Source organism: Pseudomonas putida, from assembly GCF_004357765.1.
Classification (GTDB): Bacteria; Pseudomonadota; Gammaproteobacteria; order Pseudomonadales; family Pseudomonadaceae; genus Aquipseudomonas; species Aquipseudomonas putida_U.
In genome coordinates this window covers 311,811-337,731 of sequence record NZ_SMTE01000001.1, presented here as the reverse complement: position 1 = coordinate 337,731, position 25,921 = coordinate 311,811, and the positions used below count along the sequence as shown (strand labels likewise).

Sequence of the window (25,921 nt, the reverse complement as noted above, 5' to 3'; positions counted from 1 at the left end):
GCTGGTCAATCGCGCCGCAGAATGCCCTGCGCCCATGAACGATAGCTCAATGCGAACACGGCTTCGGCATGGCAGCCGCTACCGAGCAGCGGTTGCGCAGGCTCGGCGCGAAACGGCTGGCCGGGGGCGCTGACCTGGCGAAACGCTTCGCGAACCACCCCTACCTGACAGGGTAACGCTTGTTCGTAGCCCTGGCGTACCAGCGGTGACAGACGCCCGGTGCCGGCGCCGTCCTGCCACCATACCTGCAGCCCCAATCCGGCTAGTTGTTCCAGCCACTGGGCATTGACCCGAGGTGCCAGCTTGCCCGCACTGAAGGCGCTGATATGCACGGGCTTGTCCAACTGCCGGTTGAACGCTTGCAATTGACGCTGTAACGCTTCGCGGCGAGAGGCCTGGCGGAAATGCCAGTCATCGAGCTCCATGGGCAGGTACCAGCCGGCCACCTGCAGGTTCCAGTGCTCGCGTACCTTCTGATACTGCTCAAACGAACGCCCCAGTTGGGTTTTCCAGTAGTTGTTCAGGCCGTCGTCGTCGAGCGCTTCGATACGTTGGTAATAGTCCGGATCCATGTACAAGCCCAGCACCAGCTCCAGGCCCTGGGCGCGCGCTTCGCGCAGGCTGTTGGCCAGCCAGCCCTGGGCACCGCCGAAGTCACTGTCGCCGTAGGCGCTCCACTGCACCAGCAAGGTCTTGCCACCCTGGGCGACGGTGGCGCGCCAGAGCTGTTGCCACTGCGCCGGGGTGACGCTGGCGTCGCGGTTCAGCGGTTGGTAGAACAGGCGCTGGTCAGCCATCGCCGGCAGGCTCAACACGAGCATGAGAATCGCCAGGATCGTCCGCATCAGAAGGTCAACTCCGCACCCAGCAGCACGCCATTGGCGCGTTCATAGAGATTGCCGCCCAGCGATTGCTGGTACTCGGCACGTACTTTCAACGAGCCGCGGTAGGCGTTGTAGCGATCGTCATCGAACCACCACTGCCAGCGCACACCGAGCCCGGCACGGGCGTCCTGACGCCAGTCGTTGCTGGGATCCTGAGCGGAAAACTCGAGAAAACCGTAGGGCATGATGGTTTGTGGAGAGTTGCCGGGCAGCTTCCAGGCATGACCCTGCTGGTAGCGCGATAACCAGGCATGGTCACCGGCGCGGGTCCACCAGGCGGCGTCAAGGTACAGGAAGCGCTCGTTCCAGTCGTCTTCGTCGATGCGCCAATCGTTGCGCCACTCGCCCTGATCGAGGAACGAGGCGGTGGCGCGCAGCAGCAGGTCGTTGCTCGACTCGGCGTGGCCACGCAGGTCGCCCCAGTTATCGCCGACCTTGCTCGGGCTAAGCAGTTCGCCCAGGCTCAGGCCGCTGTAGTGTTCGCTGTCGATCTGGCGTTGGTGATAGAGCTCGGCATAGAGATTGAGGTTGGCCTGACCGAAGGGCTTGTAGCGCAGGCCGATGCCGGTGCCCATGCTCTGGGCGTAGTCACTGCGGCTTTGCCCGCCGAACAGTACCCGGCCATACACCGATAGCGTGCGGCCGTTGCGGCTTGGCTCCTCGCCCAAGGCATGGTCCCACATGGCCAACTGCACGTTCTGCGATTGGGCGCGGCGGTCGCTGCCGCTGCGAAGGCCATTTTCCAGGAAGCGATCGTTGGTCGAGGTGCCCGCCGGTGACCAGGTGCTGGCCAGCGTTATGGTATCGCGACGCGAGAGGGCTTCGTGGGCCCGGCGCTGGCGGTACTTGCGGGCTTCAAGGCTGCCGTATTCGTCGTCGCCATCCACCACGTTCTGTTCGACGTCGATGACCCGGCGCAGCTCACGGCGTGCCGCGGCGCTGTCCTCGACTTCGTCATAGCGCAGTGCCAGGGTCTCGCCGAGCCGGTAATCTTCCGGAAAGTCGCGGGTGGCGCGTTCCAGATAGGGGATCGACTGACGTCGCTGAGCCGGTTCCGCCGAGCTTGCCAGGCGCATGCCGTAGTCGGCGCGATAGCGCGGCTGGTCCGGCGCCAGGCGCACCGCCTCGGCCATCCAGGCGGTGCTCTGCGCGGTGTCCCCGGCCAGTTGCGCGGTATTGGCGGCGGCGTAGTAATGATCTGCGCGCGGCTGGTGAGTCAGGGCTTGGCGCTGCATGGCCAGGGCGCCTTGCAGATCACCCTGGCGTTGGGCAATGGCGGCGCCCAGGGCCCAGTCATCGGCGCTGTCATGGGCGGCGGCGTCCCAGTAGCGGCGGGCGGCTGCGGCGTCGCCTGCGTTGAGCGCACCGCTGGCGGCGGTCAGGCGGGCGTTGTCGTTCCAGGCCTCGGCCGGCAGGTTACGCCAGATCGGCAGCGCCGCTTCGGAGTCGCCGGCGGCTTCCAGGGCATAGGCGAGGGGCAGGGTACTCTGGCCAGGGTCCAGGCGTTCGGCGGCCTGATAATAGACCACGGCTTCCCCCGGCTGATCGGGCATGGCGCAACGGCCCAAGGCGCGATATTGCCCAGCTTCGCTCGGCGTGGCCGGTATCGCCTGGCGCACGGCCTGGCATTGCCCGGCCTCGGCCAGACGGCCCAGCAGTTGCCCTCGGGTGGCGGCGTCGACCCGAGGGATCAGGTCCAGCAAGCGCTTCGAGGCCAGTGGCCCGCCATCGCGTGCGTAGAGATTGCCCAGACGCTGCAGCAGAGAAGCGTTCAAACGACCCTGGCGACGATCATAGGCCTGTTCGAGCAACTGACGTGCACGGTTGTCCTGTCCGTTCTGCATCAACAGGTAGGTGGCTTGCTCGAGAGCTGCCAGATCGCCCGTCTGCCGATAGCGCGCTTCCCACTCTGGTGCGGTGCGCGGTTGCGGTGGGTCGCCGTACAGGCGCTGCTTGAGAATTGCGTAGCTGCGTGCATCGGCGCTGACGGTACAGTCCTTGAACTGGGCACGGGCCAGATCGCGATCGTGCCGCGACAGCCATTCCACCGTCTCCAGGCACGGGCGCTGCAATTCATTGCTCAGACGACGCACCAGCGGGGCATCGCCACCTTCTCGGGCCAACTCCCACAGTTGCTGGCGTTGCTCAGGTTGCTCCAGTTGATCGGCTGGCAGCGTTTGCAGCCAGCGCTTGGCTTGCTGGTTCTGGTCGACGGCGATCGCGCGGTTGGCCATGGCCAGGCGAGCCTGATTGGCTGCTTGCGGGGACGGCGCGCTGGGCAGCAGTTTTTCCAGCCCGGTTTCATCCACCTGCTGCACATAGGCATTGGCCAGGCGCTGCCAATCTTCGGCCGCAAGCTGGCCCTGAGCGGCCAGCGGCTCGAGCTGTTCGATGGTCTCGCTCCAATCGTGCAGCTGCTCGGCGAAATTGGCCCGGGCCAGGCGTAGCACCCGGCCATCGTTCTGGGGTGGCAAGTGGTTGAGCCAGTCCAGGGCCTTGGCTGCGCCTTCGGACTTGGCCAGGCGCAGGCTGTAGGCCTGCCAGAGTCGGACCCGTTGATTGCCGTCGCTGCTGGCCAGCCAGCTCTGCACTTGGTCAGCGGGCGGAGACCCCTGCTCGATCCACGCCAGGCGCAGCTCCAGCAAGGCATCGGCGTGCTCGGGGCTGGCCTGCAACTGTTCGGCGAGCGCCTCGGCCTGGGCATAGCGCCCTTGATGCGCCAGCGCCTGCACCAGCAGTGCACGGGCCTCGTCGTTGTTGGGCACGCGGCCCAGAACGTGCCGGGTCAAGCGCTCGACTTCCGCCCAGTTGTCCTTCTTCGCTTCGCGATAGCTCCTTTCCATGAACGGATAACTGGTGAAACGCTGGAAGTCGGTCATCGGCGCTGCCAGGGTCGGTAGTGCGGTGGAGCACAGCAGCAGGCCGGTGAAGGTCAGGGTAATACGCGGCGTCATGCCACCTCCCGGGTCAGGTCATAGGCGGCCTGCTGCTCGCGGGCCTGTTCTTCTAGCGCCTCTTGCAATACCTGCTCGGTGATGATGCCGCGCGCGACCAGGTGTTCGCCCAAGGTCTGCGACTCAGGGTCGAAGTCGATCAACGCCTGGTTGAACAAGGCCACGGGGACCATGCCGCGGACCTGCAGCAGGGTGCCCAGCAGCACCAAGTGTGCCGCCACCCGTTCGATCAGCTCGGCGTCATCCTGATTGCGCTGAAGTACGGCCAGCATTTGCCGGGTCTCAGCTTTTTGCCAGGGGCTTGGGTAGTGATGCAGCAGTCCCAGAGTCACCCGACCCTGGGGTGCCAGGCGGGCCCTGACCGGGCGTTTGAGCTGGCGGCTGATCACCCCTAGTGACACCTGGCTGACCGGGCTCTCGCTGGCCAGCACCAGGGTGTCGCCATCTTCGTCCACCGGTAGTACGCCATAGTGGGTGGCCAGGCGGCGCGGCAGCTTGGCGATCAGTTGCGGGTCGAGCTTGAACGGGTTCAGCAGCGCCCAAGGCATGTCGAACTGTTCGGCCAGGGCTTTGACCAATTGCTCGCTGTTCAGCCAACCGCGCAGGAGCAGCTCATGCCCCAGGCGCCTGCGCACCGGGCTGGTGATGGCCGCTTGAAGCTGCTCTTCGTCGAGCAGCCCCTGGGCAACCAGGCGCTGGCCGAGAGGTTGCCGTGCCGGTTGGGTGAGCGCCGGGAACTCGTGGGTGGTCTTGTCCCAGGCCACGCGCCGCGAGTCGCCCATCTCCATGACCTGGCGCAGGGCGCGCAGGTTGGCGAAGAAATTGACGAAGTTGCTCCACATCATGCGCGGGGCCGACAGCAGACCCTCGCCGATACCGTAGTAGCGGGTCACGAACCAGCCGCGTTGGAACAGGCGGTTGACCAGCATCAGGCCGTTGAGCCAGAGCAGTGTCGATAACAGCCGGCTGTCGCCGAGGATCGACATGAAGTGCCAGGCATCCGGGGCGATGGCCGTCACCAGCCACATGGCCAATAACACCAATAGCAACAGGTTGACGAGAAAACTCAGCAGGTAGGCGAACAGCCCCCGGCGGTCGCGCCAGAGGAAGTAGTTGAGCGCGCCTTTGCGGCTCCAGCCCAGGTTGCTGGTGCCCTGGAAGACGATGCCGACGATCCAGCGCGACTTCTGCCGGATGGCATGCTGCCAGTCGCGCGGGAAGTGCTCGCGTACGCAGATCACCTGGGAGAACTCGCGGCTCATGCCTGGGCGCCACTCCTGCTTGAGGGCCAGCGCCGGGTCGGTGATGGAATAGCGGGCGAAGATGCACTTCATGCCTTTCTGCTTGAGGCGGAAGCCGATGTCGTAGTCTTCGGTCAGACTCTGCACGTCGAAGGCGATGCCATCGCCGTCTTCGAGCAGGGCGGCGATGGCCCGACGGCTGAAGCAGGTGCCCACGCCCGCGCTGGGTACCTGGCCGGTCAGGGCTTCGCGCACGATGACGTCCTTGCCGTGGTTCTCGGCGAATTCGTCGACATAGTGCCCGGCAGTGAAGCCTTTCCACTCCGGTGCGTACGGATACACCGGGATCTGGATCATGTCCTTGGCTGGCAGCAGGTAGTTGAACAGGCGCAGCTCCATGGGCGAGATGACGTCCTCGGCATCGTGGAGGATGAAACCGGCGAACTGGATTCGGGCGTCTTCCTGGAAGCGCAGGATGGTATCGATGATGTTGTTCAGGCAGTCGGCCTTGCTGGTAGGGCCAGGGCGTGCACAGACGACTTTGTGCACGTTGGGGTAGTGCAGGCAAACCGCGTCGACGTCGGCCTGGGTCTGCGGATCGTTGGGGTAGGTGCCGACGAAGATCTGGTAGTTTTCGTAGTCGATGGTCGAGGCGGCCAGACGCGCCATCTCGCCGACCACACCCACCTCGTTCCAGGCCGGGACCATGATCGCCAGGGGCTTTTCGGGAATTTCGTAAAGACGCTTCTCGTCCGCCCGCTCGTACTTGTCGTAGATGCGGAATTGGCGGATCAGCTTGCGTCCCCAATAGCAGAGGTCGATGAACAGGTCATCGAGACCCAGCAGAAACATCAGCGTGGCCAGGATGATCGCGAGGATCTTCAGGCCGAACAGCACATAGGTGAGGAAATCGATGAAAGCCAGGCTCATGCGTCTACTCGTTGCTCAGCGGTTTCCTGGAACCAGCGGGTCAGGCGCTCGGCGATCTTGTGACTGGCCGTGCCGTCACCAAATGGCGTATACACCCGCGCCATGCGCTCGTAAGCGACCGGGTCGTCGAGCAGGCGGCTGGTTTGCTCGACGATGTGTTCGGTCTGGGTGCCCACCAGCTTGACCGTGCCGCCCTTGAGCACCGCGGGCCGTTCGGTGACCTTGCGTAACACCAGCACGGGCTTGCCAAGGGCCGGGGCCTCTTCCTGGACGCCGCCAGAGTCGGTGAGAATGACGTGGGCGCGGGCCATCAGCCAGACGAAATGCTGATAGTCCTGCGGCGCGATGAGATGGATGTTGCCGCGGTTGGACAGCACGCCGTACACCGCTTTCTGTACTTGCGGATTGAGGTGAACCGGGTAGACGAACTGCACATCTGGGTAGCGTTCGGCCAACTGGGCCAGGGCCTGGCAGATACGCTCGAAGCCGGGACCGAAGTTTTCCCGGCGATGGCCGGTGATGAGCACCATGCGTTGCTCGTCGCGCAGAGCGCTCAACGGCGAATCGGCGGCCGGGCGCCATTGGTGTTCGGCCAGGTGGTCGCGCATCCACAGCAGTGCGTCGATCACGGTGTTGCCGGTCACTTCGACATGTTCTGGCGGCACGCCTTCGCGGATGAGGTTGGCGTCGGAGTCGCGGGTGGGCGTGAAGTGCAGGTCGGCAAGCACCCCGGTCAGGCGCCGGTTGGCTTCCTCTGGCCAAGGTTGCTGCAGATTGCCGGTGCGCAGGCCAGCCTCGACGTGACCGATGGGGATGTGCCGATGGAAAGCGGCGAGGGCGGCGATGAAACTGGTGGTGGTGTCGCCGTGGACCAGCACGATATCGGGCTTGACCTGTTCATAGGCGCTGTCGATCTTGTCCAGCAGGTCGCGGGACAGGCCGTTGAGCGTCTGGTTCTGGGTCATGACCCTGAGGTCCTGGTCCACGCTCAGGCCGAAGGCAGTGAGGACTTGTTCGAGCATTTCCCGGTGCTGGCCGGTGGAGCAGATATGCAGGTCGACGTCTGGCCACTGACGTAACACGCGGGCCAGTGGTGCCATCTTGATTGCTTCGGGGCGGGTGCCGAACACCATCATCACGGTATGGGGCATGCTGTACTCCTCGTCCTGGTCCCTGTCCGAGATCTGCACGCACAGTGCAGGAAATTAGATACAAGCAGTGGACCTGCCGCTTGTCCAATCCGTTCAGGTCTTTGACGCCGGCTCGCTGACGTCGACAGCGGGAGGTTGATCGCTCTGGCCGGGCGGAGTACCGTTTGCGCTCTTCATCAACGGGAGCCCCGCATGCAAGGCAAGGCCCGCAAGATCGTCCAGGCCATTCTCTACGAAGCCATCGCCGTGGCGTGCGTCGCGCCTGCGTTATCGCTGATGTTCGACGCCGGGATGGCCCATTCGACGGTGCTGTCGGTATTGATGTCGGGCGTGGCCATGAGCTGGAACATGGGTTTCAACTGGGCGTTCGAGCGTTGGGAAGCGCGCCAACAGGTGCGCGAACGGACCTTTCTGCGGCGGTTGCTGCATGCCTTGGGCTTCGAGGGCGGACTGGTGGTGCTGTTGCTGCCGCTGGTGGCGTTCTGGCTGGACATCAGCCTGTGGGCCGCGCTGCTCACCAACCTGGCGCTGTTCGCGTTCTTCTTCGTCTATGCCTTCGTGTTCCAGTGGGGGTTCGACAAGGTTTTCGATGTGCCACTGTCGGCCCAGCAAGCCAAGTGTTGACTCAGGCCCAGGCGGCAGGATAACGTCTCGCTCCATGAACCCATTCCCGCACGTCCACGCCATTATTATTACCGCCATTATCAGCTTGGCGGGCTAGCGCGTACGTGCACCGAACCCGCCCTGGAGGCGGGTTTCTTCTCTCTGACTCCTGGGCAAATACGAAAACCGCCAGGAGTCATCGATGACCAACCTCAGTGTCAGCCCACGCAGCGCCTCAACTCCCCAGCAACTGCTGTCGGAGCAGGTGCGGCGCATTCTTGCAGCGCCTGTGTACGACCTGGCCCTCGAAACCCCGCTGCAGGCCGCGCCGGCCCTATCGGCCAGTCTGGGCAACCAGGTGCTGCTCAAGCGCGAAGATCTGCAACCAACCTTTTCCTTCAAGATCCGCGGGGCCTATACCCGGCTTTCGCGCCTGAGCCAGGCCCAACGCGAGCGTGGCGTGGTGACCGCCTCGGCCGGCAACCATGCCCAGGGCGTGGCCCTGGCCGCTTCGCACCTGGGCATCAAGGCCACCATCGTCATGCCCACCACCACGCCGTCGTTGAAGATCGAGGGGGTGCGCTCGCGCGGTGGCCATGTCGTGCTGCACGGCGAGAGCTTCCCGCACGCCTTGGCTCACGCCTTGACACTGGCCGATAGCGAAGGCGCGACATTCGTGCCTCCCTATGACGATCCTGATGTCATCGCCGGGCAGGGCACCGTGGCCATGGAAGTGCTGCGCCAGCACCCGGGGCCACTGGATGCGATCTTCGTGCCGGTCGGCGGGGGTGGGTTGATCGCTGGCATCGCCGCCTACGTCAAGTACCTGCGCCCGGAGGTCAAGGTGATCGGGGTCGAGCCGGACGATTCCAATTGCCTGCAGGCGGCGATGGCCGCCGGTGAGCGGGTAATCCTGCCCCAGGTCGGGACCTTCGCTGATGGCGTTGCGGTGGCGCAGATCGGAGCCCACTGTTTCGAGCTGTGCCGGCATTTCGTCGATGAGGTGATCACAGTCAGCAGTGACGAATTGTGCGCGGCCATCAAGCACATCTATGACGATACCCGTTCGATCACCGAGCCTTCCGGGGCGTTGGCGGTTGCCGGGATCAAGAAGTACGTGGCCCGCGAGGCGGTGCAGGGACAGACCCTGGTGGCCATCGATTCCGGTGCCAACGTCAACTTCGACCGCCTGCGCCATGTTGCCGAACGTGCCGAGCTGGGTGAGCAGCGCGAGGCGATCATCGCGGTGACCATTCCCGAGCAGCCGGGGAGCTTTCGCAGTTTCTGCCAGGCCCTGGGCAAGCGTCAGATCACCGAGTTCAACTACCGCTACTACCCAGGCCAGGAGGCGCGCCTGTTCGTCGGTGTGCAGACTCACCCAGTACAGGATCCGCGCCAGCAGTTGCTGGCGGCCTTGCAAGGGCAGGGCTACAGCGTGCTCGACCTGACCGACAACGAACTGGCCAAGCTGCATGTGCGCCATACCGTGGGAGGGCATGCAGCGCCGGGGGCCAACGAGCGGGTGTTGCGTTTCGAGTTCCCTGAGCGCCCGGGGGCGCTACTGGGGTTCCTGGAGCGGTTGGGCAAGCGTTGGAACATCAGCCTGTTCCACTACCGCAACCACGGTGCGGCGGTGGCGCGGGTGTTCGCGGCGCTGGAGGTGCCGGAGGACGAACTGGCGGGGATGCCCCAAGCGCTGGGTGAAATGGGGTATGACTACTGGGATGAGACGGAGAATCCGGCGTACACGCTGTTTTTGGGCTGATGGTTTTTGTGCTTGGCGCTGGATGGATGGTGGGTGTGAGATCGAGCGCCCACCACCGCCCCCAAACCATGCACTCAGAAAATCCTTACAAACAATTGCCACAAATCAACATGCTGTTTATCGATCAGGCAGATGCTCGTTGGCCTACCGAACGCCAGGAGGATCCCGGCCATGAGCAGCACCTTCTTCATTCCACCCGTCAACATCATGGGTATCGATTGCCTGCAAGATGCCATGGCCGCGATTGCCGGCTATGGCTTGCGCAAGGCCTTGATCGTCACCGACGCGGGCCTGGCCAAGGCTGGTGTGGCCGAACGCATTGCCGGATTGCTGGCCGAGCGTGATATCCAATCGGTGTTGTTCGACGGCGCCAAGCCCAACCCCAGCATCGCCAACGTCGAGGCTGGTCTGGCCATCCTGCAGCGCGAAGGCTGCGATTGCGTGGTGTCGCTCGGTGGCGGCTCGCCCCACGATTGCGCCAAAGGCATCGCCCTGTGCGCCACCAACGGTGGTCATATCCGAGACTACGAAGGGGTCGATCGTTCAGCCAAACCGCAACTGCCGCTGATCGCGATCAATACCACCGCCGGCACTGCCAGCGAGATGACCCGCTTCTGCATCATCACCGACGAAGCGCGTCACGTGAAAATGGCCATCGTCGATCGCAACGTCACGCCGATCCTGTCGGTCAACGACCCGGCGTTGATGGTCGCCATGCCCAAGGGGCTGACCGCCGCCACCGGCATGGATGCACTCACTCACGCCATCGAGGCATACGTCTCGACCGCCGCCAACCCGATCACCGACGCTTGCGCCCTCAAGGCCATCACCCTGATCAGCGACAACCTGCGCCAGGCGGTAAACGACGGCAGCGATCTACAGGCCCGGGAAAACATGGCCTATGCACAGTTCCTTGCCGGCATGGCATTCAACAACGCCTCGCTCGGCTATGTGCATGCCATGGCTCACCAACTGGGTGGCTACTACGACTTGCCCCATGGTGTCTGCAACGCCGTGCTACTGCCCCATGTGCAACGTTTCAACGCCAAGGTCGGCGCTGCGCGCTTGCGCGATGTCGCCAAGGCCATGGGCGTGAAGGTGTGCGGGCTGGACGCCGAGCAGGGCGCCGCTTCGGCGATCTCGGCCATCGAGCAGCTGGCCGCCGCGGTAGGTATCCCGGCAGGGCTGGCCGAACTCGGCGCCAAGCTTGAGGATATCCCGGTGCTGGCGGAAAACGCCTTGAAGGACGCCTGCGGCCTGACCAATCCACGCCCGGCGAGCCAGGCGGAAATCGAGGCGATCTTCAGCGCCGCGTTCTGATCGCCGTCGCGGCCGGCTTCAGCGCTCGCGCATGAAGAAGCCGGCCACGTACTTGCGGAAGGTCTCCAGGCTCTTGAAGTCGGCATAGCGCTTGAAGTTCTCGGCATCGGGTTCCGGGCCGATCGGTTGTTCCAGCAGGGATACCGAGAGCACCCGGTCCTGGTCCGAGGTGAGCACCAGTTCGTCCATCACCTCGCCGCCGATAACCGGCCGCCGCATCTGCACCTTGACGCCTTTGCCCGCCATCCAGTCGATCAATGACACCAGGGCCTTGAGCGGTTCGCGTTCCTCGTCGCGGTACACCGGGAACAGGTGCGCACGTGACAGCACCGGCACGCTGGCGACATGGATCAACTCATAGAAGTGGCTACCGGCACTGGTCGGTGAATACAGGGTCAGTGCCAGCAGTGGGCCGGAGGTTCGGCCACCGCCCCAGAACAGGTGGTGACCCTGGAAGTCGAAACCATCGGCGCTGCGGTTGTTGAACAGCTTGCGTCCCTTGATCTGGTCGACACAGTCGAGCAGCAGGCCATGCCGCCGGTGATTGCCGAACACCGTGGCCTCGCGCAGGCGAGCCTTGAGCATCATCATATGCTTCATGTCCAGGCGCGTTTCCAGGTAGTTGCTGGCGGGGACGCGTTCGAGCAACGGGTAACGGCTGGCAACACCGCGCAGTTCGGCAAACTGCTCGGTCAGGTCCCTCTTCAGGTGGGTGGCGTACAGGTTCAGGCCACTGATCTCGATCCAGGTCAGCAGCAGCGAAAGCAGGCGCTGCTGTTCGCGCCGCTCGCTGGCATCGCCTGGACCGCCTGCGCCTTCGTTGGCGCGACGAAAATCGCCGATCAGGCGCAGGGGCGTGTCAGGCGCCAGCCACGCGGCAGGAGACGGCGATTGCTCCTCGCGTTCAGCGGCCTCGCGCTCGTCCTTGGTGAAAGGGCAGCCCAGCGCATGCTCGGCGGTGCCGGGGTTGTTCTTGAGAAACAGCGTGCCCGTGCTGCCATTGAGCGTGACGTTGAGCACCGGCAGGGCATCCTTGCGGCAGTCGCAGGCCAACCATTGGTTGGCGCTGCGCACTTTCATCAGCAATTGGTTGGCTTGCAGCAGGCGTGGGCCATTCAGGCTACCGTCGGCGAAGCCGATCAGGAGTGCCTCTTCGGCGGGTGTGAGGCTGCGCACCTGCGCGGCGGTCTTGTCGATGATTCGCATGTCAGAGCAGCTCCAAGCTACGAGCCTCAAGCTTCAAGCAAAGTGGCGCGGCTTTCAACTCGAAGCGCATGGCTTTGGCGCTGCTCGGTGTCACTCACCGCCGAACAGTTTGGCGGCGCGGGCCCGGATCTGTTCTGGACTGAGGTCTTCCTTGTGGGTGGAGACAAACCACAGATTGCCGAAAGGATCCTTCAATGTGCCGCTGCGGTCGCCATAGAATTGGTCGGATACCGGATGCACCTGACTGGCACCTGCGGCAATGGCCTGGGCGTAGACCCTGTCGCTGTCCTCGACATACAGGTGCAACCCTACGGACGCGCCAGCGAGCGACTGGCTGGCGCGCAGGCCACCTTCCATGTCGCAGGGATCGGCGAGCATCAAGGAGGAGTCGCCGATCCTCAACTCAGCGTGGCCGACGCGACCTCCAGGGCCTTCGAGGCGGAACATCTCGATGGCACCGAACGCTTGCTTGTAGAACGCAATAGCCTTGGCGGCGTCTGCAATGGCCAGGTAGGGGGTGATGCTGTGCTGGCCTTCGGGGATGGGTTTGGCGGTCATGGTCGAAACTCCTCCGTGGGGATGACGACGGGGCGCTCACATGGCGCCCTGTCGCCTAGAGTCGTTCAGGCTGGCGGCAAATCGACGGCGTCGTTAGACCAAATCCCTATAACGGCGCCCTTTCAGAAGATGTAATCGGTGGTCAGGAAGCTCGATTCGCGGTTTCGAATGATCTCGCTGATCAGTTCCTTGTTGGCCTCCTGGAAGCGAGTGGCGACCAACGTGCGGATGGAGAACACACGCAAGGCGTCATGCACCGACAACGTGCCCTCGGCGCTGTTCTTGCGTCCGTTGAACGGATAGGTGTCCGGCCCTCGCTGACACTGGGCGTTGATGTTGATGCGCCCGACCTGGTTGGCGAAGGTGTCGACCAGCGCACCGATAGTGGCTGGGTCGTTGCCGAACAGGCTCAATTGCTGCCCGTAGTCGGAGTCGAGCACGTACTCGACCACCGTTTCCAAGTCTCGGTAGGGCACGACCGGTACCACCGGGCCGAACTGTTCCTCGTGGTAGACGCGCATGTCACGGTTCACCGGGTAGAGCAGGGCAGGGTAGAAGAACGAACCGCGGGTCTGGCCACCGCCTGAATTGAGCACCCGGGCGCCTTTGCCGGTTGCGTCGGCCACCAGTCCATCGAGGTAGTCGATCTTGCCGGCCTCGGGCAGAGGTGTCAGCGCGACACCCGGTTCCCAGGGCATGCCGGGCTTGAGCGCGGCCAGCTTGCGCTGGAACTTGTCGAGAAACGCCTCGACCACGTCCTCATGCACGAACAGGATCTTCAATGCCGTGCAACGCTGGCCGTTGAACGACAGGGCGCCGGTGACCGATTCTTCGACGGCGTTGTCGAGGTCGACCTGGGGCAGCACGATGCCTGGGTTCTTGGCGTCCAGGCCGAGGGCCGCTCGCAGCCGGTGCGGGCGCGGGTGCAGCTTCTTGAGGTCGCTGGCGGCCTTATGGGTGCCGATGAAGGCGAATACATCGATCTTGCCGCTGGCCATCAGTGCGCTCACGGTTTCCCGGCCACGGCCATAGATCACGTTGATCACCCCCGGCGGGAAGCTGTCACGGAACGCTTCGAGCAGCGGGCGAATCAGCAGAACGCCGAACTTGGCGGGCTTGAACACCACGGTGTTGCCCATGATCAGGGCCGGAATGAGGGTGGTGAAGGTTTCGTTCAGCGGGTAGTTGTAGGGCCCCATGCACAGCGCCACGCCCAGTGGCGCGCGGCGGATCTGGCCGAGGGTGCCTTGCTCGAGTTCGAAGCGGCTGGAGCGGCGGTCGAGGTCCTTGAGCGCATTGATGGTGTCGACGATGTAGTCGCAGGTTCGGTCGAACTCTTTCTCTGAGTCCTTGAGATTCTTGCCGATCTCCCACATCAGCAGCTTGACCACGGCCTGGCGTTGCTCGCGCATACGTGCCAGAAACGCCTCGACGTGCTGGATACGCTCAGCGACACGCATCGTCGGCCAGGCGCCGCGACCTTTGTCGTAGGCTTGCACGGCAGCATCCAGGGCGGTCAGCGCGGTGTCGGCATCCAGCAGCGGTGCACTGCCGAGAAGCACTTGTTGCTCGCCGCCTTCGTGTTTGAGCCAGACCGGACTGCGTACTGTTGCCAGGGGGCCGTCCCAGCGCCGCAAGGCACCGTCGACCAGATACTCGCGTTGTTCCATGGGCGCTTCGAGGCGCCAGGGCTCGGGAATGGCATCGGCATTGGGGAACAGCGAATCGAAGGTTGGATCCATGGCGATAGCACCTCATTAAGTTCAGGCTGATGAAACGCTTCAGCCACGAGCATGCGCTTGCCCGCAGAAAAACACCAGTCTGGCTCAATATTGCCTGCCTTGCGCCGATACAGGAGCAATAGCGTGTATCTGCAAGGCCTATGACCAGCTTTCATTCTCCCTTCCCCGACGACCCGGCGCGCACTCCCAACTGCCTGAGCCGCTACCTGCAACGCCTGTTGCCGGTCGGTTTTGCCCTGGTGGGCGTCGGTTTGTCGATCGCGCTGGGGCACTTGGACACACAACGCCAGCGCGGCGAACAGGTGGCCCAGGTCAATGCGCGGCTGGCCGGTGTCCAGGGGGCCCTGGAAGCGCATTTGCGCGCCGCGTTCGGTGAAGCCGAGGGCATCGCCCAGCTGATTTCGGCCGATGGCACCATCAGTCGCGAGCACTTTCGTGGCATGGCCGAGGATGCGCTCGACTCGGTGAGCTACATGCGCACCATCGCCTTGGCCCCAGGCGATGTGGTGCGTGATATCTATCCTTTGCACGGCAACGAGGGCCTGATCGGCCTGGACTACCGAAGCCTGCCGCAACAGTTTCCCATGCTGCAATCGGCACGCGACCTGCAGCGTGCGGTGCTGGCCGGCCCGGTGGCGCTGATTCAGGGCGGAAGGGGGCTGATCTATCGACGCCCGGTGTTCATCAGCGGCAAGCGAAATGTTCTGTTCTATTGGGGCAACATTTCGATTGTCGCTGATATCGATCGTTTGTTGCTGGAGTCGGGCGTACGGCCCGACGCCGATTTCCAGCTCGCCGTGCGCGGCCACGACGGCCAAGGCGCCCAGGGCAAGATGATCTGGGGGGAATCTCGTCTGTTCGACGAACCGCATGCGACGATCGATGTCACTGTTCCCGGTGGGTTGTGGCAGATGGCGGGGGCGCCGCATGGTGGCTGGCCGGCGCTGAGCCTGTTCGGTTCGTCACTGTTCTGGATGGGGCTGGCCTGTACCGGACTGTTCAGCCTGTTCGTCGCCCAGCTCAGCCACAAGAAACGCCAGCTGCAAGTGGGCAACCGTGAGCTGCGCAGGTCTCAGGCGCGCTTCGAACGTCTGGCGCACTACGACACCATCACTGGCCTGCCGAACCGCTTGTTGTTCCAGCAACAACTGGCGCAAGCGATTGCCAATGGCCACGGCTTGGCCGTGCTGATGCTCGACATCGACGGCTTCAAGCAGGTCAACGATAGCCTGGGCCACGCCATGGGCGACCTGTTGCTGCAAAAGGCCACTGCACGCTTCTTGCAGGAGCTGGACAGCGCGGACCGTGTGTGTCGCTTGGGCGGCGATGAGTTCGTGTTCATGCTCCAAGGGACCCAGGGCCAGATCAATCACCAGGTCCGCCACTTGCTGCGTACGCTGCAGCGACCATTCGACCTCAATGGCAATGCCGCACTGGTTACCGGCAGCATTGGCCTGGCCTGGTGCCCGGAGCACGGGGAGGACGTCGGCAGCCTGTTGCGCCATGCCGACACCGCGATGTACGTGGCCAAGGAAAGCGGGCGCAACGCCTGGCGCCCCTACCACCCGGACATGACGCAGCGCCTGCAGCAGCGCCTGGAGCTCGAGCGCAATTTACGCCGTGCCCTGCAGCACAATGAATTCGAGTTGTGGTACCAACCCAAGCTGGACTTGTTCAGCGGTCGTCTGGAAGGTGTGGAGGCGCTGTTGCGCTGGCGCGACCCCGAGCACGGCCTGGTGCCGCCCGGCGAGTTCATCCCGCTGGCCGAGCGCACCGGCTTGATCATTCCCCTGGGGGAACGGGTGCTGGAACTGGCCTGCGCACAATTGGCCGCCTGGCGGACCGCCGATTGCCTGCCAGGTCCCCTGGCGATCAACGTGGCGGCCCTGCAGATCGAGCGGAGCGACTTCGTTTCGAGCCTGGCGGTGGCCCTGGAGCGCCATGGCCTGACCCCGAACCTGCTGGAGGTGGAAATCACCGAGAGCCTGTTGATGGAGAGTCAGCAGCAGGCCTGCGCAGCCTTGGCCCAACTGCGTGCGATGGGGGTCGCGACGGCAGTGGACGACTTCGGCACCGGTTATTCTTCGCTGGCCTATCTGCGGGCCTTGCCGATCGACCATCTGAAGATCGACCGCGCCTTCATCAAAGACCTGCCCGCCGACGAAGGAGCTGTTGCGATCGTCCGGGCGATCATCGACCTTGGCCACGCCCTGGGCTACCGCATCACCGCCGAAGGCATCGAGACCCAGGAACAGTACGACTTCCTGCGCAATGCCGGCTGCAACCAGGGGCAGGGCTATCTGCTCGGTCGGCCGATGCCGGCCGAGGCATTGCAGGCGTGGTTGAGCAGCCAGTCACAACGGATCCTGTGAGGGGCTGTCATAGCGGCTAAGTCAGGCGCTGGCTACTGACATTTTTACCAGTTGTGGTCTTTGCCGGCAGCGCCTGAAATGCAAGCTGCGTCGGCATTCGCGTGTAATGCCGGGTTCTTTCCAATGACACAGGACAGCCCGATGAACAAAAAAGAACTGATCGCCAGCGTCGCCAAAGCCGCCAACCTCGAACAGAGCAAGACCCGACGCGTGCTCGACGAGCTGCTCGAACGCATCACCGAGGCCCTGGAGAGCGGCAAACCCGTCACGTTGGTCAATTTCGGCTCGTTCAAGGTGCAGTCACGGGCGCCCCGGACCGGGCGTAACCCGCGCACCGGCGAAATGGTTCCGATTCCAGGGGCCCAGACAGCGAAGTTCACGGCCGGCAAAGGCCTCAAGCAGAGGGTGAATGCGTAACCGCGCCTCTACGCATACTCAAGCGGTAGATCCAGCAGCCGGTCGGCGGGTTGGGCCAGGACCCGCTGTCGGTAGAGCGGGTCTTGGTCCATGTGGGTCAAGCGGCGCCATGTCTCCTCCCGCGTCCATCCTTCGCCTTCAATGTAATGCGCGCTCACCAGCAGGGCGCGCAGATTGCGTCTGAAGTCCAGCGGTAGCCTTCTCCACACCGCCATCTGACCTTCGCCCGCGCCCGCCAGCAATGCTTCGTAATCCAGATCAGGGACCAACAGGTCGACCCCGGTAGCCTGGAAATACTGGTCGGCCTGGCGCAAGGCTGAGTCGCCCAGTTCTGCGCTCTCCAGACTCAAGGTTGCCGCCACATGGGGCGCAATTGCCTGCGCATTGGGAATGTCGACCAAGGGGTTTTCAGAGAAATCCAACAGCAAAGGAGCTTGCAGATGTTGCAGGCCAGAAGGTGGCATCGGCAACTGGCAACGCGTCATGTACACCGTGCGTAGATGGGGTAGCCGGCTCAGGTCAGGTGCGTTGAGCAGGGGGTTGTCGGACAGGTCGAGTACCCCCAGGTTCGGCATTGCTTCCAGCGATGCCTGCGCGGCAGGATCCCAGGACAATGCATTGCGGTCCAGGTCCAGCCAAGCCAGGCGGGCCGGTTGCGCGACCTGGGGAATGCGCTGGAAATTGCAGCGACTCAGGATCAGGCGTTCCAACCTGGGAAACCGTGCCAGAAAGGCCGTCGGTAACTGACTGAGGCGAGCGTTGCAGGACAACCTGAGTTCACCGATGTGCGCGAAATCATCAGGCAAGGCCAATGTTTGCAGATCATGGTCTTCTAGCTCCAGTGCCGCCAGATCCAGGTCATAGAGCGTCTGTGCTGGGGTGAATCGCATCGTGCTGGTACGTTGCCAGGCCGCCAGCACGCGAGCGCTGGCCCGCTCTCGGCGTGCTATCCGGTTGGCCCAGACATTGAGGTCGCGGCGCAAGGTGCCCAGCCTTGCTTCGAGTCGGTCCAGTTCCAGGGCGGCCGACAGGCCCTGCTGGCGCCAGTTGCGCAGTTGATTGAGATAGTCCATTTCAGATGCGTTGGGGTACACACGCAGGTAGCGGCGGGCCAGGGGCGTTCGGATGAATGGCCGGATGTTTCCCCGCCAGGGTTCCCCTCCCCGCAGTCCAAGACGAGGGCGCTCCGCTTGTGGACCCCACAACCGTGCTGGCCATTGCCGGCGGTCACGACCGGCGATGGTCAACAGGGCCTGACGCAAATCCTCGGCGGCCGTGCCTGCAGCACCCAGCGCCTGGCGCTGCCGGCCCGACAAGATGTCGAGTAGCGCACGACCGGGGTCGTCGTAGCTGGGTCGAGCAACCGGACGTTCCTCTCGGAAGCCCTCATAACCGTCTTCGGTCTTGATCAGTATCAGTGGTTCCTGCCCATCTCCCGTGGCCGCCAGCACGGCGCCGCTGGCGCTGGCTTCGCGAATCTCCAGGCGCAATCGTTGCGGCCAACCGGGCAACCGTCGCAGACAGGCCAGCCATAGGCGCAGGCTGTCGGTGTTGGCCAAGGCCGGAAAGTAAAGCCCCTCCAAGGCACGCAGCAAGGGCAACTCGTTTGCCACCTCTGGCGGCAATAGCGCCAGGTTACCGCTGTCCAGCGCTTTCAGTTCAGTACCGGCCCGAATGGCTTCAATCCGCGCCAAGGTGTCGCTGAGCAGGGTGGGTGTCGGTGCGCCAGCCACGAACACCTGTTGCAGGGTCTCGGGCGAGGTGCCGCTGATGACCATGGCGCTGTCGAGGTCTGCATCATCCCGCGCGGCATGACGCGGGTACAGCCTGCGCAGCAAACGCTGTGCGGTCCAGGTCTGCGGGTGCTCGAACGGCAAGTGCCAGGCGCCCGTGCCATTGTGCATCAGGGGCGGTCGGTACGCCTCGGCGTCGGTGGGGTGCACCAGGCGCCAGACGCCGTCGGCAGGGTCCTGCTGGACCTCGTGTACGTAGCCATCCAGCCGTAGGTACTGCCGCCCCTCATGTGCATAGATCGCGAATTCGTCCGGGGTGAGCTCCTCAGGCAGGGTCACCCGCGCGCGATAAGGCGTCAGATCAGGTTTCCATAGCCTAGGTTGACCGTCGGCGCTCTCGACAGCATCGAGGCTGTCCATCAATGGACTGCCGAACAGTTTGGCCAGCCCCTTGCCGGCGACCGCCAGGCCGCCCATCAGTGCGACGTTCAGGCCGACCGACTCCAGGTGTTGCAGTGCGAGGTGGCGGTCGCCATCGCTCCAAGCCTCGACGCCTTCGACCACCTCGCCCAGCAATTGGCAGGCGGCGACCCCGATCATCACACTGCCGATCGCCGGCACGAAGAATCCCGCCAGGTTGAGTGCGGTCAGGCCATAGCTTTCCCACTGTTCCAGACGCCGTTGGCGAGCCTGCGCATCCACAAGTGCGCAAGGCACGGCAATCTCCTGGGCTTCGTCCTTGAGTCGTTGTACATGGCGCGCTCGCAGAAACGCGAACAGCTCGTCCTCGATGGCTTGGCAATTGATGTGCAAACTTGCTCCCGCCGGGGCGGACCAGGTTTGTTGCGCGCTAGCGTCGGTTTGCGTGCTGAGGTTCTGCAGCAGCAGGTCGAGAAAATGCGCCTGCTGGTTACGCGGAAGGTGGACCTGAAAAGCCTCGCGCCCTTGTGGCGTCACCAGCCGTTCGATCAGTTCCTGCTCCACAGCCTGCAGATTCGTGCACTGCAGGAATGTCGATGGTTGGCCGGGGAGATACAGCAACAATCCGGCCTTGCCCGCGTCGATCAAGGTCACCTCGTGCACCGGCAGACCGAACAGCGTGACGGTCCAGCAGCGGGGCTGTCGTCCATCGAGCAGGGCGGCGACGCAGTCGTGACCGGCGCCGGTCAGGCCATGTTCGAGGTACGCCAGATCCGCAGCCAGACGCAAGGTGTCGCGCAACACGGCCCGGGTGGCCCTTTGTACGTCCTCTTGGCCATGGTGCTGATCCAGGTGGCGTTGATAGGCCGCGCCCAGATCCAGGCGCCGGCACAAGGTCGCGAAGCTTTCCGGGCTGATGGACAGGGGGGTTACCTGGTACTTTTCGCTGTTCAGTTGCAAGGTTGCGCCAGGGCCATCGGGGCCGGAGGGGACGCTGCCTTCGACCATCACGGGCTCGACCTGGATGTCTTTGGACAGGGCGATGGCGCTGGGACTGACGAACTCTTCGTCATCGGCGAAGTTCTCCAGGGCCGCTTGCAACAATGTGATCCGTCGGTGGCTGTAGGTGTAGCGCAGCCCCAGCCAATGCCAGGTGCTCTCGACGCGCAGCAGCTCGCAGTCTTTCAAGGCATGGTCGAAGCCATCGGCTTTGAGCGCGGCTTCAAGGCGTGGCTCGGCAAATGCGTCGATCTGTTGCAAGCCTTTGAGTGCTCGTGCCAACGCGGATCGACTGTGCTTGAGCTGGTGCCAGCTGTGTTCAACTGCCTCGCGCAGATGTGGGGCGGCATTGGCGATGATATCGGCCGCCAGTCCAGCCTGCTGGTGCACAGCTTGCAGTGTGCGGCGCATGGCGGCCCATTGATCGGGCTGGGCGTGGATGGCCCAGCGCGGAAGTTGAGCCTGGATCAGGTCGACGTGGGGGTTGTCGTTGTATTGCATGGGGGGCTCCCGGTTCGAAGAGCCGATAGCAAACACCCCATGCAATGGGCCGGAGAGGTACTCTGTTGTTACCCATAGGGGCTAGGCGGCATCCGGTACCGCCGCGTAGCTGATGCGTTGCACCTCACGCAGACGTTGGTCGATCAAAGCCTGCAACGACTCGCCTGACTCCAAGTAGGCATCGCCGAAGTCGCGACCGCCCAGTGCGCTGGGGTGGGCCACCACTTCCAGCACCCCGGTTGCCGGCGCCAGGCCGTCCTTGAGGTCGGCTGGCGTGCAGACATAGTCTGCCGTGGCACCGCTGAGCTGGCGCAGGCGCAGGTTCAGCAGCGTCTTGAACGCGCGTTTCAACGGGCCGATGTTGTGTCCCAGGTTGCGCGCCAGGCGCACCGGTACGCCTTGCTCGCGGGCAAAGCGCGCGACCACCTCGCCGATGGGCCAGATGTTGTGCACATGCTGGTGGGAATCGAGGTGGCTGGGCAGTACACCGTGATCGAGGCATCGCTGCCATTGGGCGCGCAGCTCTTGCTCGACGGCTGCGCGTTCGCGGCGCGTCAGGCGCAAGGTCCTGCGCTTGATGCGCAGGTCGAACTCTCCATGGGGGGCACAAAAGCGCGGCTCGGCGAGGATCGCCTGGCTCAGTGGGCGGCCGTAGGTCAGGTTGAAATGCAGGCCAATGCGGCCCTTGAGCGTCGGTTGATGGGCCAGCACACAGGCCGCGGCGAAGGCTGGCATGTTGGCCATGACGGTGGCCGAACTGATCAGCCCTGCCTGGAACGCATGCAGGATCACCGCATTGGTATGGGCACTGAGGCCAAAATCGTCAGCGTTGACTATGACCTGGGATGGCATTCGGGCTCTCCTGTTGGGAATCTGGGGCATCGTTGTGGCGGGCGCTCGTGTTCTTGTCCCGGCGTGACCTCAGCCATCGCCAGGCGCGCAGGGCGTATCCCAGCAGCATGCCGTCGGGGCGCCAGCTGTAGCAGCTCAAGCGCCATTGTTCGATGCAACCTGTCATGCGTTCATGCAGTTGGTGACTGGAGTTGGCCAGGCTCACCCGTGAGGCGTCGACCCAGTCCCAGCCTTGCTCCAGCCCCCAATGGATGTATTCTTCGAGCAGCACCCGGCCACTGCCGAGGTCGCGATGTTCCGGGACGAAGGCGAGGTTGTAGTCGTAGACCCGGCCACGTTCGAGCAGGCCCAGGCGATAGCTGATGCAACGCCCGTCGAGCTCCAGCAGTACTGCACATACCAGGCCCTCGGCGGCCAGGGCCGTGAAGCCCTGGTATATCCACTGGCGGTGCTGAGCGCCGGAGAAGATGCCGACTTCGTCATCCCCTTTCCAGCTCAGCGCTTCGACCGCGCTGACCGCATCGAGCAGTGCCTGGATAGTGTCCGCCGTGGCCAGGACTCGTCGTATCCGGGCACCGCAGGCGTTGATCCGCTTGCGGGCGCGCCGCAGTTTGTAGCGAGGATCGCCGCTGACCTCCTGATGATCGGCCTCACTGATACGGTGCACGGGTACTTGGCAGGTCAGGCGCCGTTCGAAGGTCGAACTTTGCCCGGCCCACTCGCGTAGCCAGTCTTCGCCTGCGGCGGGCACCTCGCTCAGTTGCATCAGCGCATGCGGCAGGCGTTGACGGATCGCGGCGAGGACCCGACCGGCGTGGATGGTGGGCAAATCGATGAGCAGGGCGATACGGTCGGCCAGAGGGTAGCCCAGGTGACGCACCACCGGTGCATGCAGCGGACCGAACGGCTCCCGGGCACGCACCAGCGGCAGGCACAGGCACAGACGCTCACCTTGGTAGCCCAGCAGCACCTGCAGCTGTTGCTCTGGTCCCAGGGCAGCCTCGGCGGCCCGCAGCCAGCCCAGGTGGTTGAACGGAGTGCTGCCGGGCAGGCGCTGGCGCAGCGCCTCGTAGTCGGCAGCAGGGAAGTCAGGGGTGCGCAGTGAGGCGCACCAGCTCAAGCGCAAGGCCATGGGTCAGGAAGCTGCAGCCGGGGCCGTTTCCGCTGCGGGCTTGCGCAGCGGCTCCAGACGCGACTCGGTATAGCGGCTTTCGCGGAAGAACTTCCAGCGGCCGAACAGGCAATAGACGTTCATGATGCGTCCCTGCTCCTGATAGCCCATGCGCAGGTGCAGCTTGAGCGCCGGGATATTGTGTTGCTCGCAGACATCCACCACCTTGGTGCAACCTTGGTCGGCCATGGCTTTCCACAAAGCCAACTGCAGGTCCACCGACAGCTCGGTGCCCCAGTATTTGCGGGTCAGTTCGCCGCCGAATTCGAAGAACTCGCCTGGGCCCACCGGGAACCAGCATCCATAGAAATGCCGGTCGTGGTAATGCCGGGCGCTGCCCCAGATGAACGCCACCACATCGCCGGCGTCGTCGAGGAACATCAGCCCGGTGTAGCCTTCGGCGGCCAGTTCGCGCATGGTTTCGACGCGGTCGCCGAAGTAGCGCGCGAAGGCCCTGACGTTGTTCACCGTGATCGGCTCGATGCGCAAGGGTGGATAGGGTTTGAGCCGGTGCGGCGGGACCGGGCTGACCAGGTCACGCTCCATCCACACCAGTTCCCAGTGATAGAACACGAAGCGCTTGTACGCTGCGCTGAGGGTATTGCGCAGTCCTTTGCGCTTGATACGGTCCTGGAGCTTGCTCAATACACGCATGGTGCCTCCTGTTTACGGCAGGTCGCGGTGCGTCCGCAGACGCGTTCCATGGCCGGGGCGCGTTGCATGCCCTGCTGGGGGCCGAGCAAGGTCTCGGCCCTGGGCGGGTGCGCCGGGGTGGTGGGTCGGTTCATCACGCCGGTCTCCGCTGCAGCATCTGGCGCAGGGGGGCGAAATCGCTGGGCAGGATGATCAAGGTCTGGCTCAGAGCGACGCCGCTGAGCCGGCAATAGAGCACCAGCATCGCCACGGTGACGGCGAGATAGGCGATCGACGAGGCCAGCGCGGCGCCGACGATGCCCAAGGTGGGAATCAGCAGTACGTTGAGCAACAGGTTCAGAGCGGCACCTGCACCCATCATCAATGACACCGTGCCGGGGCGATTCTTGCCCAGCAGGTCGAGCCGCAGGATGCTGGCGTAGCACAGCCCGAGCAGGCCGGGCAGCAGGGCCAACAGGGCAGGGTAGGCAGGTTGGTAGGCCGCGCCGAACAACGTCACGATCAGCCATTGGCCGATCAACGCCATGCCCAGGCAGGCGCCGAGCATCACCGTGGCGGTCAAGCGCAAGGCCAGCGGGGTGAGCTTGTCCATGCCCGCGTCCTGCTGCAGGAGGCGTTTCATCAACGGAGTGGTGACGGCTTCGGGCACGATCAACAGCAGTTCTGCGGCGGCGCTGGCCATGGCGTAATGGCCCAGGGCGGTACTGCCGAGCAGAGCACCGATGAACAAGTAGTCCGAGCGCAGGATCAGCTGCTGGAACAGCAGGTCCGGGTGGCTCTTGGCGCTGTAGCTGAGCAGCTCGCGCTGGCCGCTGCGGTCCCACTTCAACCCCAGTCCGTGTGAGCGGCGCAGCCACCACAGGCCCAGCACCAGGACCAGGCCGATGCCTGCCAGCCAGCTGATCAGAGCGGCTTCCAAGGCCTGTTCGTGCCACATCCAGAACAATCCGAGAAACAGCAGCAGCGGGGCCAGCGACTCGCTCAGGCGCAAGGCGTTGAAGGCGCCGACGCCACCGCTGGCGTTGTGCAGAGTCAGCAGGCCACTCTTGAGCACGGTCATCGGCACCGCCAACAGCAACAGCCAGGCCAGCAGGCCGAGTTGCACGGTCACTTCCAGGTCCGCGCCGAAGGTGCGCACCAGCCACACACAGGCCAGCGTCAGAACGCCGGCCAGCAGGCAGCCATACACCAGGACCTGAGTCAGCAGCAGACCCATATCGCGCTGTTTGGCTGCCTGGTAGCCGACAGCACTGTTCAGGCCGCCGCTGGTGGCGGCGCTGATCAGGTCGGGCAGGGTGCTCAGCAGGGCGAACAGGCCGCGTTCGCTGGGGCCGAGTATGCGCGCCAGGAGCACATTGCGCAGCAGGCGCAAGGCGATCATGGCGAGCTTCGTGCCCATGCTCAGCATCAGGTGGCGCAGGTAGCTGTCGCGGCTCATGTGCGGGCTCCTCGGCTCATGCGCCAGGCCAGCAGCATTGGCCGACTGGCATTGCGCTGGCTGACGCCGATGCGCGGCAGCGCCAGGGGGTCGTCATGGCCCCGGCAGATACCGGGCCGGGTGCTCAGGGCGAATGGGTAGCGGTGCGCGGCGACGCGGGCCCGGACCCGCTCATCGTGGTCCCCGTTGGGATAGCAGTACACCGGCAGCGGGTCGCGGCAACCTGCCTGCAGGGCTGCCTGGCTGCGCTGCAGCTCCTCGTCCAGGCGGTGGTCGTCCAGTTGCGGCAGCAGGGCATGACTGGCACCGTGCGGGCCGAAACGCACCAGGCCGGAATTCTCCAACTCGCGCACATGTTGCCAATCCATGGCCTGGGGCATGGACTCCGCTGGGCAAGCGTCGGTCAGCAACTGCAAGGCCGGCTGGCTCAGGCTCTTGAGACTTTGCAGGTAGTGCGCCAGCGCATGGCTGCGCGCCTGCGGCCGCTCGGTCATGAAATAGGCGGCCGGCAGCGGCCTGCCCAACCTGTGCAACTGCTCGGTCAGGTGTTTGCGCGGGCCCTCTCCATGGCTGCCCCACAGGGTTTCGCCGACGCTTTCCCACCAGAACCGTTGGCGGCTGCCGATGAAGTCGGTGGACAGGAAGATGCTCGCCGGGACCTGGTGCTTGCGCAGCAGCGGGAAGGCGTTGAGCGCGTTGTCGCGCCAGCCGTCGTCGAACGTCAGGGCGACCTTGGGACGGCCGTCCCGACGTGGTGCGGCGTGGTCGTCGAGCAGGTCCATCAGTCCGACGCAGTCGAAATGTCTGGGTAGCCAGCGCAGCAGGCCCTCGAAAGCCTTGGGCCCGACGCACAGTTCGTTACGGTGGGGCAAAGCGGCGCTGGCGTCGTCGGCCAGCACGCGGTGCAGCATCAGGATCACCCCCGCGCCACGCAGTTCGGCACGGCCTTTGGGCGACTTGAAATACAGCCACCCGCTGGCTTGCTTGATTCGGGTCTTTATCGGCATGGG

Annotated in this window: 19 protein-coding genes; 5 read left to right on the top strand and 14 right to left on the bottom strand. The window is 64.2% G+C overall.

From position 1 onward, the window contains the following. Positions 1 to 5: 5 nt before the first annotated feature. Genes E2H86_RS01550 through wecB form a run of 4 tightly spaced genes read right to left on the bottom strand, consistent with a single transcriptional unit; the run spans position 6 to position 7,160 of the window. Positions 6 to 845, bottom strand: coding sequence for a DUF4434 family protein (locus tag E2H86_RS01550; RefSeq protein WP_133324099.1), 840 nt, complete (start codon positions 843 to 845; stop codon positions 6 to 8). After that, positions 845 to 3,838: a phage receptor gene (locus E2H86_RS01545; protein ID WP_133324098.1), complete on the bottom strand. Its 2,994-nt coding sequence runs from the start codon at positions 3,836 to 3,838 to the stop codon at positions 845 to 847. Before E2H86_RS01545 ends, E2H86_RS01550 begins: the two co-directional genes overlap by 1 nt. Then, the gene (gene nfrB / locus E2H86_RS01540) at positions 3,835 to 6,009 is read right to left on the bottom strand and encodes a cyclic di-3',5'-guanylate-activated glycosyltransferase NfrB (protein ID WP_133324097.1); all 2,175 of its coding nucleotides are present in this window, start codon (positions 6,007 to 6,009) and stop codon (positions 3,835 to 3,837) included. Before nfrB ends, E2H86_RS01545 begins: the two co-directional genes overlap by 4 nt. Then, entirely contained in the window at positions 6,006 to 7,160 is a 1,155-nt protein-coding gene (gene wecB, locus E2H86_RS01535; RefSeq protein WP_133324096.1) for a non-hydrolyzing UDP-N-acetylglucosamine 2-epimerase, read from the bottom strand. The genes nfrB and wecB overlap by 4 nt, the downstream gene beginning before the upstream one ends. 192 nt (positions 7,161 to 7,352) lie before the next feature. Between wecB and E2H86_RS01530 the strand changes: the two genes are divergently transcribed. The 3 genes from E2H86_RS01530 (at position 7,353) to yiaY (ending at position 10,848) form a co-directional block, all read left to right on the top strand. Next, positions 7,353 to 7,784, top strand: a complete 432-nt coding sequence (locus E2H86_RS01530) for a PACE efflux transporter (protein ID WP_133324095.1) — start codon at positions 7,353 to 7,355, stop codon at positions 7,782 to 7,784. 181 nt (positions 7,785 to 7,965) lie between these two features. Then, positions 7,966 to 9,528, top strand: coding sequence for a threonine ammonia-lyase, biosynthetic (gene ilvA, locus E2H86_RS01525; RefSeq protein WP_133324094.1), 1,563 nt, complete (start codon positions 7,966 to 7,968; stop codon positions 9,526 to 9,528). Positions 9,529 to 9,699: 171 nt separating this feature from the next. Next, a complete protein-coding gene (gene yiaY / locus E2H86_RS01520; RefSeq protein WP_133324093.1) occupies positions 9,700 to 10,848 on the top strand; it encodes an L-threonine dehydrogenase in 1,149 nt (382 codons plus the stop codon). A gap of 18 nt (positions 10,849 to 10,866) precedes the next feature. On the opposite strand, the gene E2H86_RS01515 is transcribed toward yiaY, so the two are convergent. From E2H86_RS01515 to E2H86_RS01505, 3 genes are all read right to left on the bottom strand, one after another. Continuing rightward, the gene (locus tag E2H86_RS01515; protein WP_133324092.1) at positions 10,867 to 12,054 is read right to left on the bottom strand and encodes a hypothetical protein; all 1,188 of its coding nucleotides are present in this window, start codon (positions 12,052 to 12,054) and stop codon (positions 10,867 to 10,869) included. 90 nt (positions 12,055 to 12,144) lie between these two features. Then, positions 12,145 to 12,612, bottom strand: coding sequence for a VOC family protein (locus tag E2H86_RS01510; RefSeq protein ID WP_133324091.1), 468 nt, complete (start codon positions 12,610 to 12,612; stop codon positions 12,145 to 12,147). 122 nt (positions 12,613 to 12,734) lie between these two features. Beyond that, positions 12,735 to 14,354 carry an NADP-dependent glyceraldehyde-3-phosphate dehydrogenase gene (locus E2H86_RS01505; protein WP_133324090.1) on the bottom strand — a complete coding sequence of 540 codons (1,620 nt, stop codon included), beginning with the start codon at positions 14,352 to 14,354 and terminating at the stop codon, positions 12,735 to 12,737. Between the two features lie 140 nt (positions 14,355 to 14,494). On the opposite strand from E2H86_RS01505, the gene E2H86_RS01500 reads away from it, so the two are divergent. Beyond that, a complete protein-coding gene (locus tag E2H86_RS01500; protein ID WP_133324089.1) occupies positions 14,495 to 16,726 on the top strand; it encodes a putative bifunctional diguanylate cyclase/phosphodiesterase in 2,232 nt (743 codons plus the stop codon). A gap of 141 nt (positions 16,727 to 16,867) precedes the next feature. Further along, positions 16,868 to 17,143, top strand: a complete 276-nt coding sequence (locus E2H86_RS01495) for an HU family DNA-binding protein (protein ID WP_133324088.1) — start codon at positions 16,868 to 16,870, stop codon at positions 17,141 to 17,143. A gap of 8 nt (positions 17,144 to 17,151) precedes the next feature. Here E2H86_RS01495 and E2H86_RS01490 read toward each other — a convergent pair whose 3' ends face one another. The 7 genes from E2H86_RS01490 to E2H86_RS01465 all read right to left on the bottom strand — a co-directional run bounded on the left by E2H86_RS01490 (position 17,152) and on the right by E2H86_RS01465 (position 25,918). Further along, the gene (locus E2H86_RS01490) at positions 17,152 to 20,796 is read right to left on the bottom strand and encodes a dermonecrotic toxin domain-containing protein (protein ID WP_133324087.1); all 3,645 of its coding nucleotides are present in this window, start codon (positions 20,794 to 20,796) and stop codon (positions 17,152 to 17,154) included. 81 nt (positions 20,797 to 20,877) lie between these two features. Further along, positions 20,878 to 21,648 (bottom strand): ChbG/HpnK family deacetylase, encoded by a 771-nt coding sequence (locus tag E2H86_RS01485; RefSeq protein ID WP_133324086.1) that lies wholly within the window; start codon positions 21,646 to 21,648, stop codon positions 20,878 to 20,880. After that, on the bottom strand, positions 21,620 to 22,780 hold the full coding sequence (locus tag E2H86_RS01480) for a GNAT family N-acetyltransferase (RefSeq protein WP_133324085.1): 1,161 nt from the start codon (positions 22,778 to 22,780) through the stop codon (positions 21,620 to 21,622). The genes E2H86_RS01485 and E2H86_RS01480 overlap by 29 nt, the downstream gene beginning before the upstream one ends. Before the next feature lie 3 nt (positions 22,781 to 22,783). Then, positions 22,784 to 23,473: a GNAT family N-acetyltransferase gene (locus E2H86_RS01475; protein ID WP_133324084.1), complete on the bottom strand. Its 690-nt coding sequence runs from the start codon at positions 23,471 to 23,473 to the stop codon at positions 22,784 to 22,786. Further along, the gene (locus E2H86_RS25915) at positions 23,461 to 23,607 is read right to left on the bottom strand and encodes a hypothetical protein (protein WP_165976024.1); all 147 of its coding nucleotides are present in this window, start codon (positions 23,605 to 23,607) and stop codon (positions 23,461 to 23,463) included. Before E2H86_RS25915 ends, E2H86_RS01475 begins: the two co-directional genes overlap by 13 nt. Further along, on the bottom strand, positions 23,607 to 24,911 hold the full coding sequence (locus tag E2H86_RS01470) for a lipopolysaccharide biosynthesis protein (RefSeq protein WP_133324083.1): 1,305 nt from the start codon (positions 24,909 to 24,911) through the stop codon (positions 23,607 to 23,609). Before E2H86_RS01470 ends, E2H86_RS25915 begins: the two co-directional genes overlap by 1 nt. After that, the gene (locus tag E2H86_RS01465; protein WP_133324082.1) at positions 24,908 to 25,918 is read right to left on the bottom strand and encodes a polysaccharide deacetylase family protein; all 1,011 of its coding nucleotides are present in this window, start codon (positions 25,916 to 25,918) and stop codon (positions 24,908 to 24,910) included. Before E2H86_RS01465 ends, E2H86_RS01470 begins: the two co-directional genes overlap by 4 nt. Between the last annotated feature and the right edge of the window lie 3 nt (positions 25,919 to 25,921).

Bases quoted from the DNA above. Each gene is read 5' to 3' on its own strand.
- E2H86_RS01550 (WP_133324099.1), bottom strand. From the start codon at position 845: ATGCGGACGATCCTGGCGATTCTCATGCTCGTGTTGAGCCTGCCGGCG.
- E2H86_RS01545 (WP_133324098.1), bottom strand. From the start codon at position 3,838: ATGACGCCGCGTATTACCCTGACCTTCACCGGCCTGCTGCTGTGCTCC.
- nfrB (WP_133324097.1), bottom strand. From the start codon at position 6,009: ATGAGCCTGGCTTTCATCGATTTCCTCACCTATGTGCTGTTCGGCCTG.
- wecB (WP_133324096.1), bottom strand. From the start codon at position 7,160: ATGCCCCATACCGTGATGATGGTGTTCGGCACCCGCCCCGAAGCAATC.
- E2H86_RS01530 (WP_133324095.1), top strand. From the start codon at position 7,353: ATGCAAGGCAAGGCCCGCAAGATCGTCCAGGCCATTCTCTACGAAGCC.
- ilvA (WP_133324094.1), top strand. From the start codon at position 7,966: ATGACCAACCTCAGTGTCAGCCCACGCAGCGCCTCAACTCCCCAGCAA.
- yiaY (WP_133324093.1), top strand. From the start codon at position 9,700: ATGAGCAGCACCTTCTTCATTCCACCCGTCAACATCATGGGTATCGAT.
- E2H86_RS01515 (WP_133324092.1), bottom strand. From the start codon at position 12,054: ATGCGAATCATCGACAAGACCGCCGCGCAGGTGCGCAGCCTCACACCC.
- E2H86_RS01510 (WP_133324091.1), bottom strand. From the start codon at position 12,612: ATGACCGCCAAACCCATCCCCGAAGGCCAGCACAGCATCACCCCCTAC.
- E2H86_RS01505 (WP_133324090.1), bottom strand. From the start codon at position 14,354: ATGGATCCAACCTTCGATTCGCTGTTCCCCAATGCCGATGCCATTCCC.
- E2H86_RS01500 (WP_133324089.1), top strand. From the start codon at position 14,495: ATGACCAGCTTTCATTCTCCCTTCCCCGACGACCCGGCGCGCACTCCC.
- E2H86_RS01495 (WP_133324088.1), top strand. From the start codon at position 16,868: ATGAACAAAAAAGAACTGATCGCCAGCGTCGCCAAAGCCGCCAACCTC.
- E2H86_RS01490 (WP_133324087.1), bottom strand. From the start codon at position 20,796: ATGCAATACAACGACAACCCCCACGTCGACCTGATCCAGGCTCAACTT.
- E2H86_RS01485 (WP_133324086.1), bottom strand. From the start codon at position 21,648: ATGCCATCCCAGGTCATAGTCAACGCTGACGATTTTGGCCTCAGTGCC.
- E2H86_RS01480 (WP_133324085.1), bottom strand. From the start codon at position 22,780: ATGGCCTTGCGCTTGAGCTGGTGCGCCTCACTGCGCACCCCTGACTTC.
- E2H86_RS01475 (WP_133324084.1), bottom strand. From the start codon at position 23,473: ATGCGTGTATTGAGCAAGCTCCAGGACCGTATCAAGCGCAAAGGACTG.
- E2H86_RS25915 (WP_165976024.1), bottom strand. From the start codon at position 23,607: ATGAACCGACCCACCACCCCGGCGCACCCGCCCAGGGCCGAGACCTTG.
- E2H86_RS01470 (WP_133324083.1), bottom strand. From the start codon at position 24,911: ATGAGCCGCGACAGCTACCTGCGCCACCTGATGCTGAGCATGGGCACG.
- E2H86_RS01465 (WP_133324082.1), bottom strand. From the start codon at position 25,918: ATGCCGATAAAGACCCGAATCAAGCAAGCCAGCGGGTGGCTGTATTTC.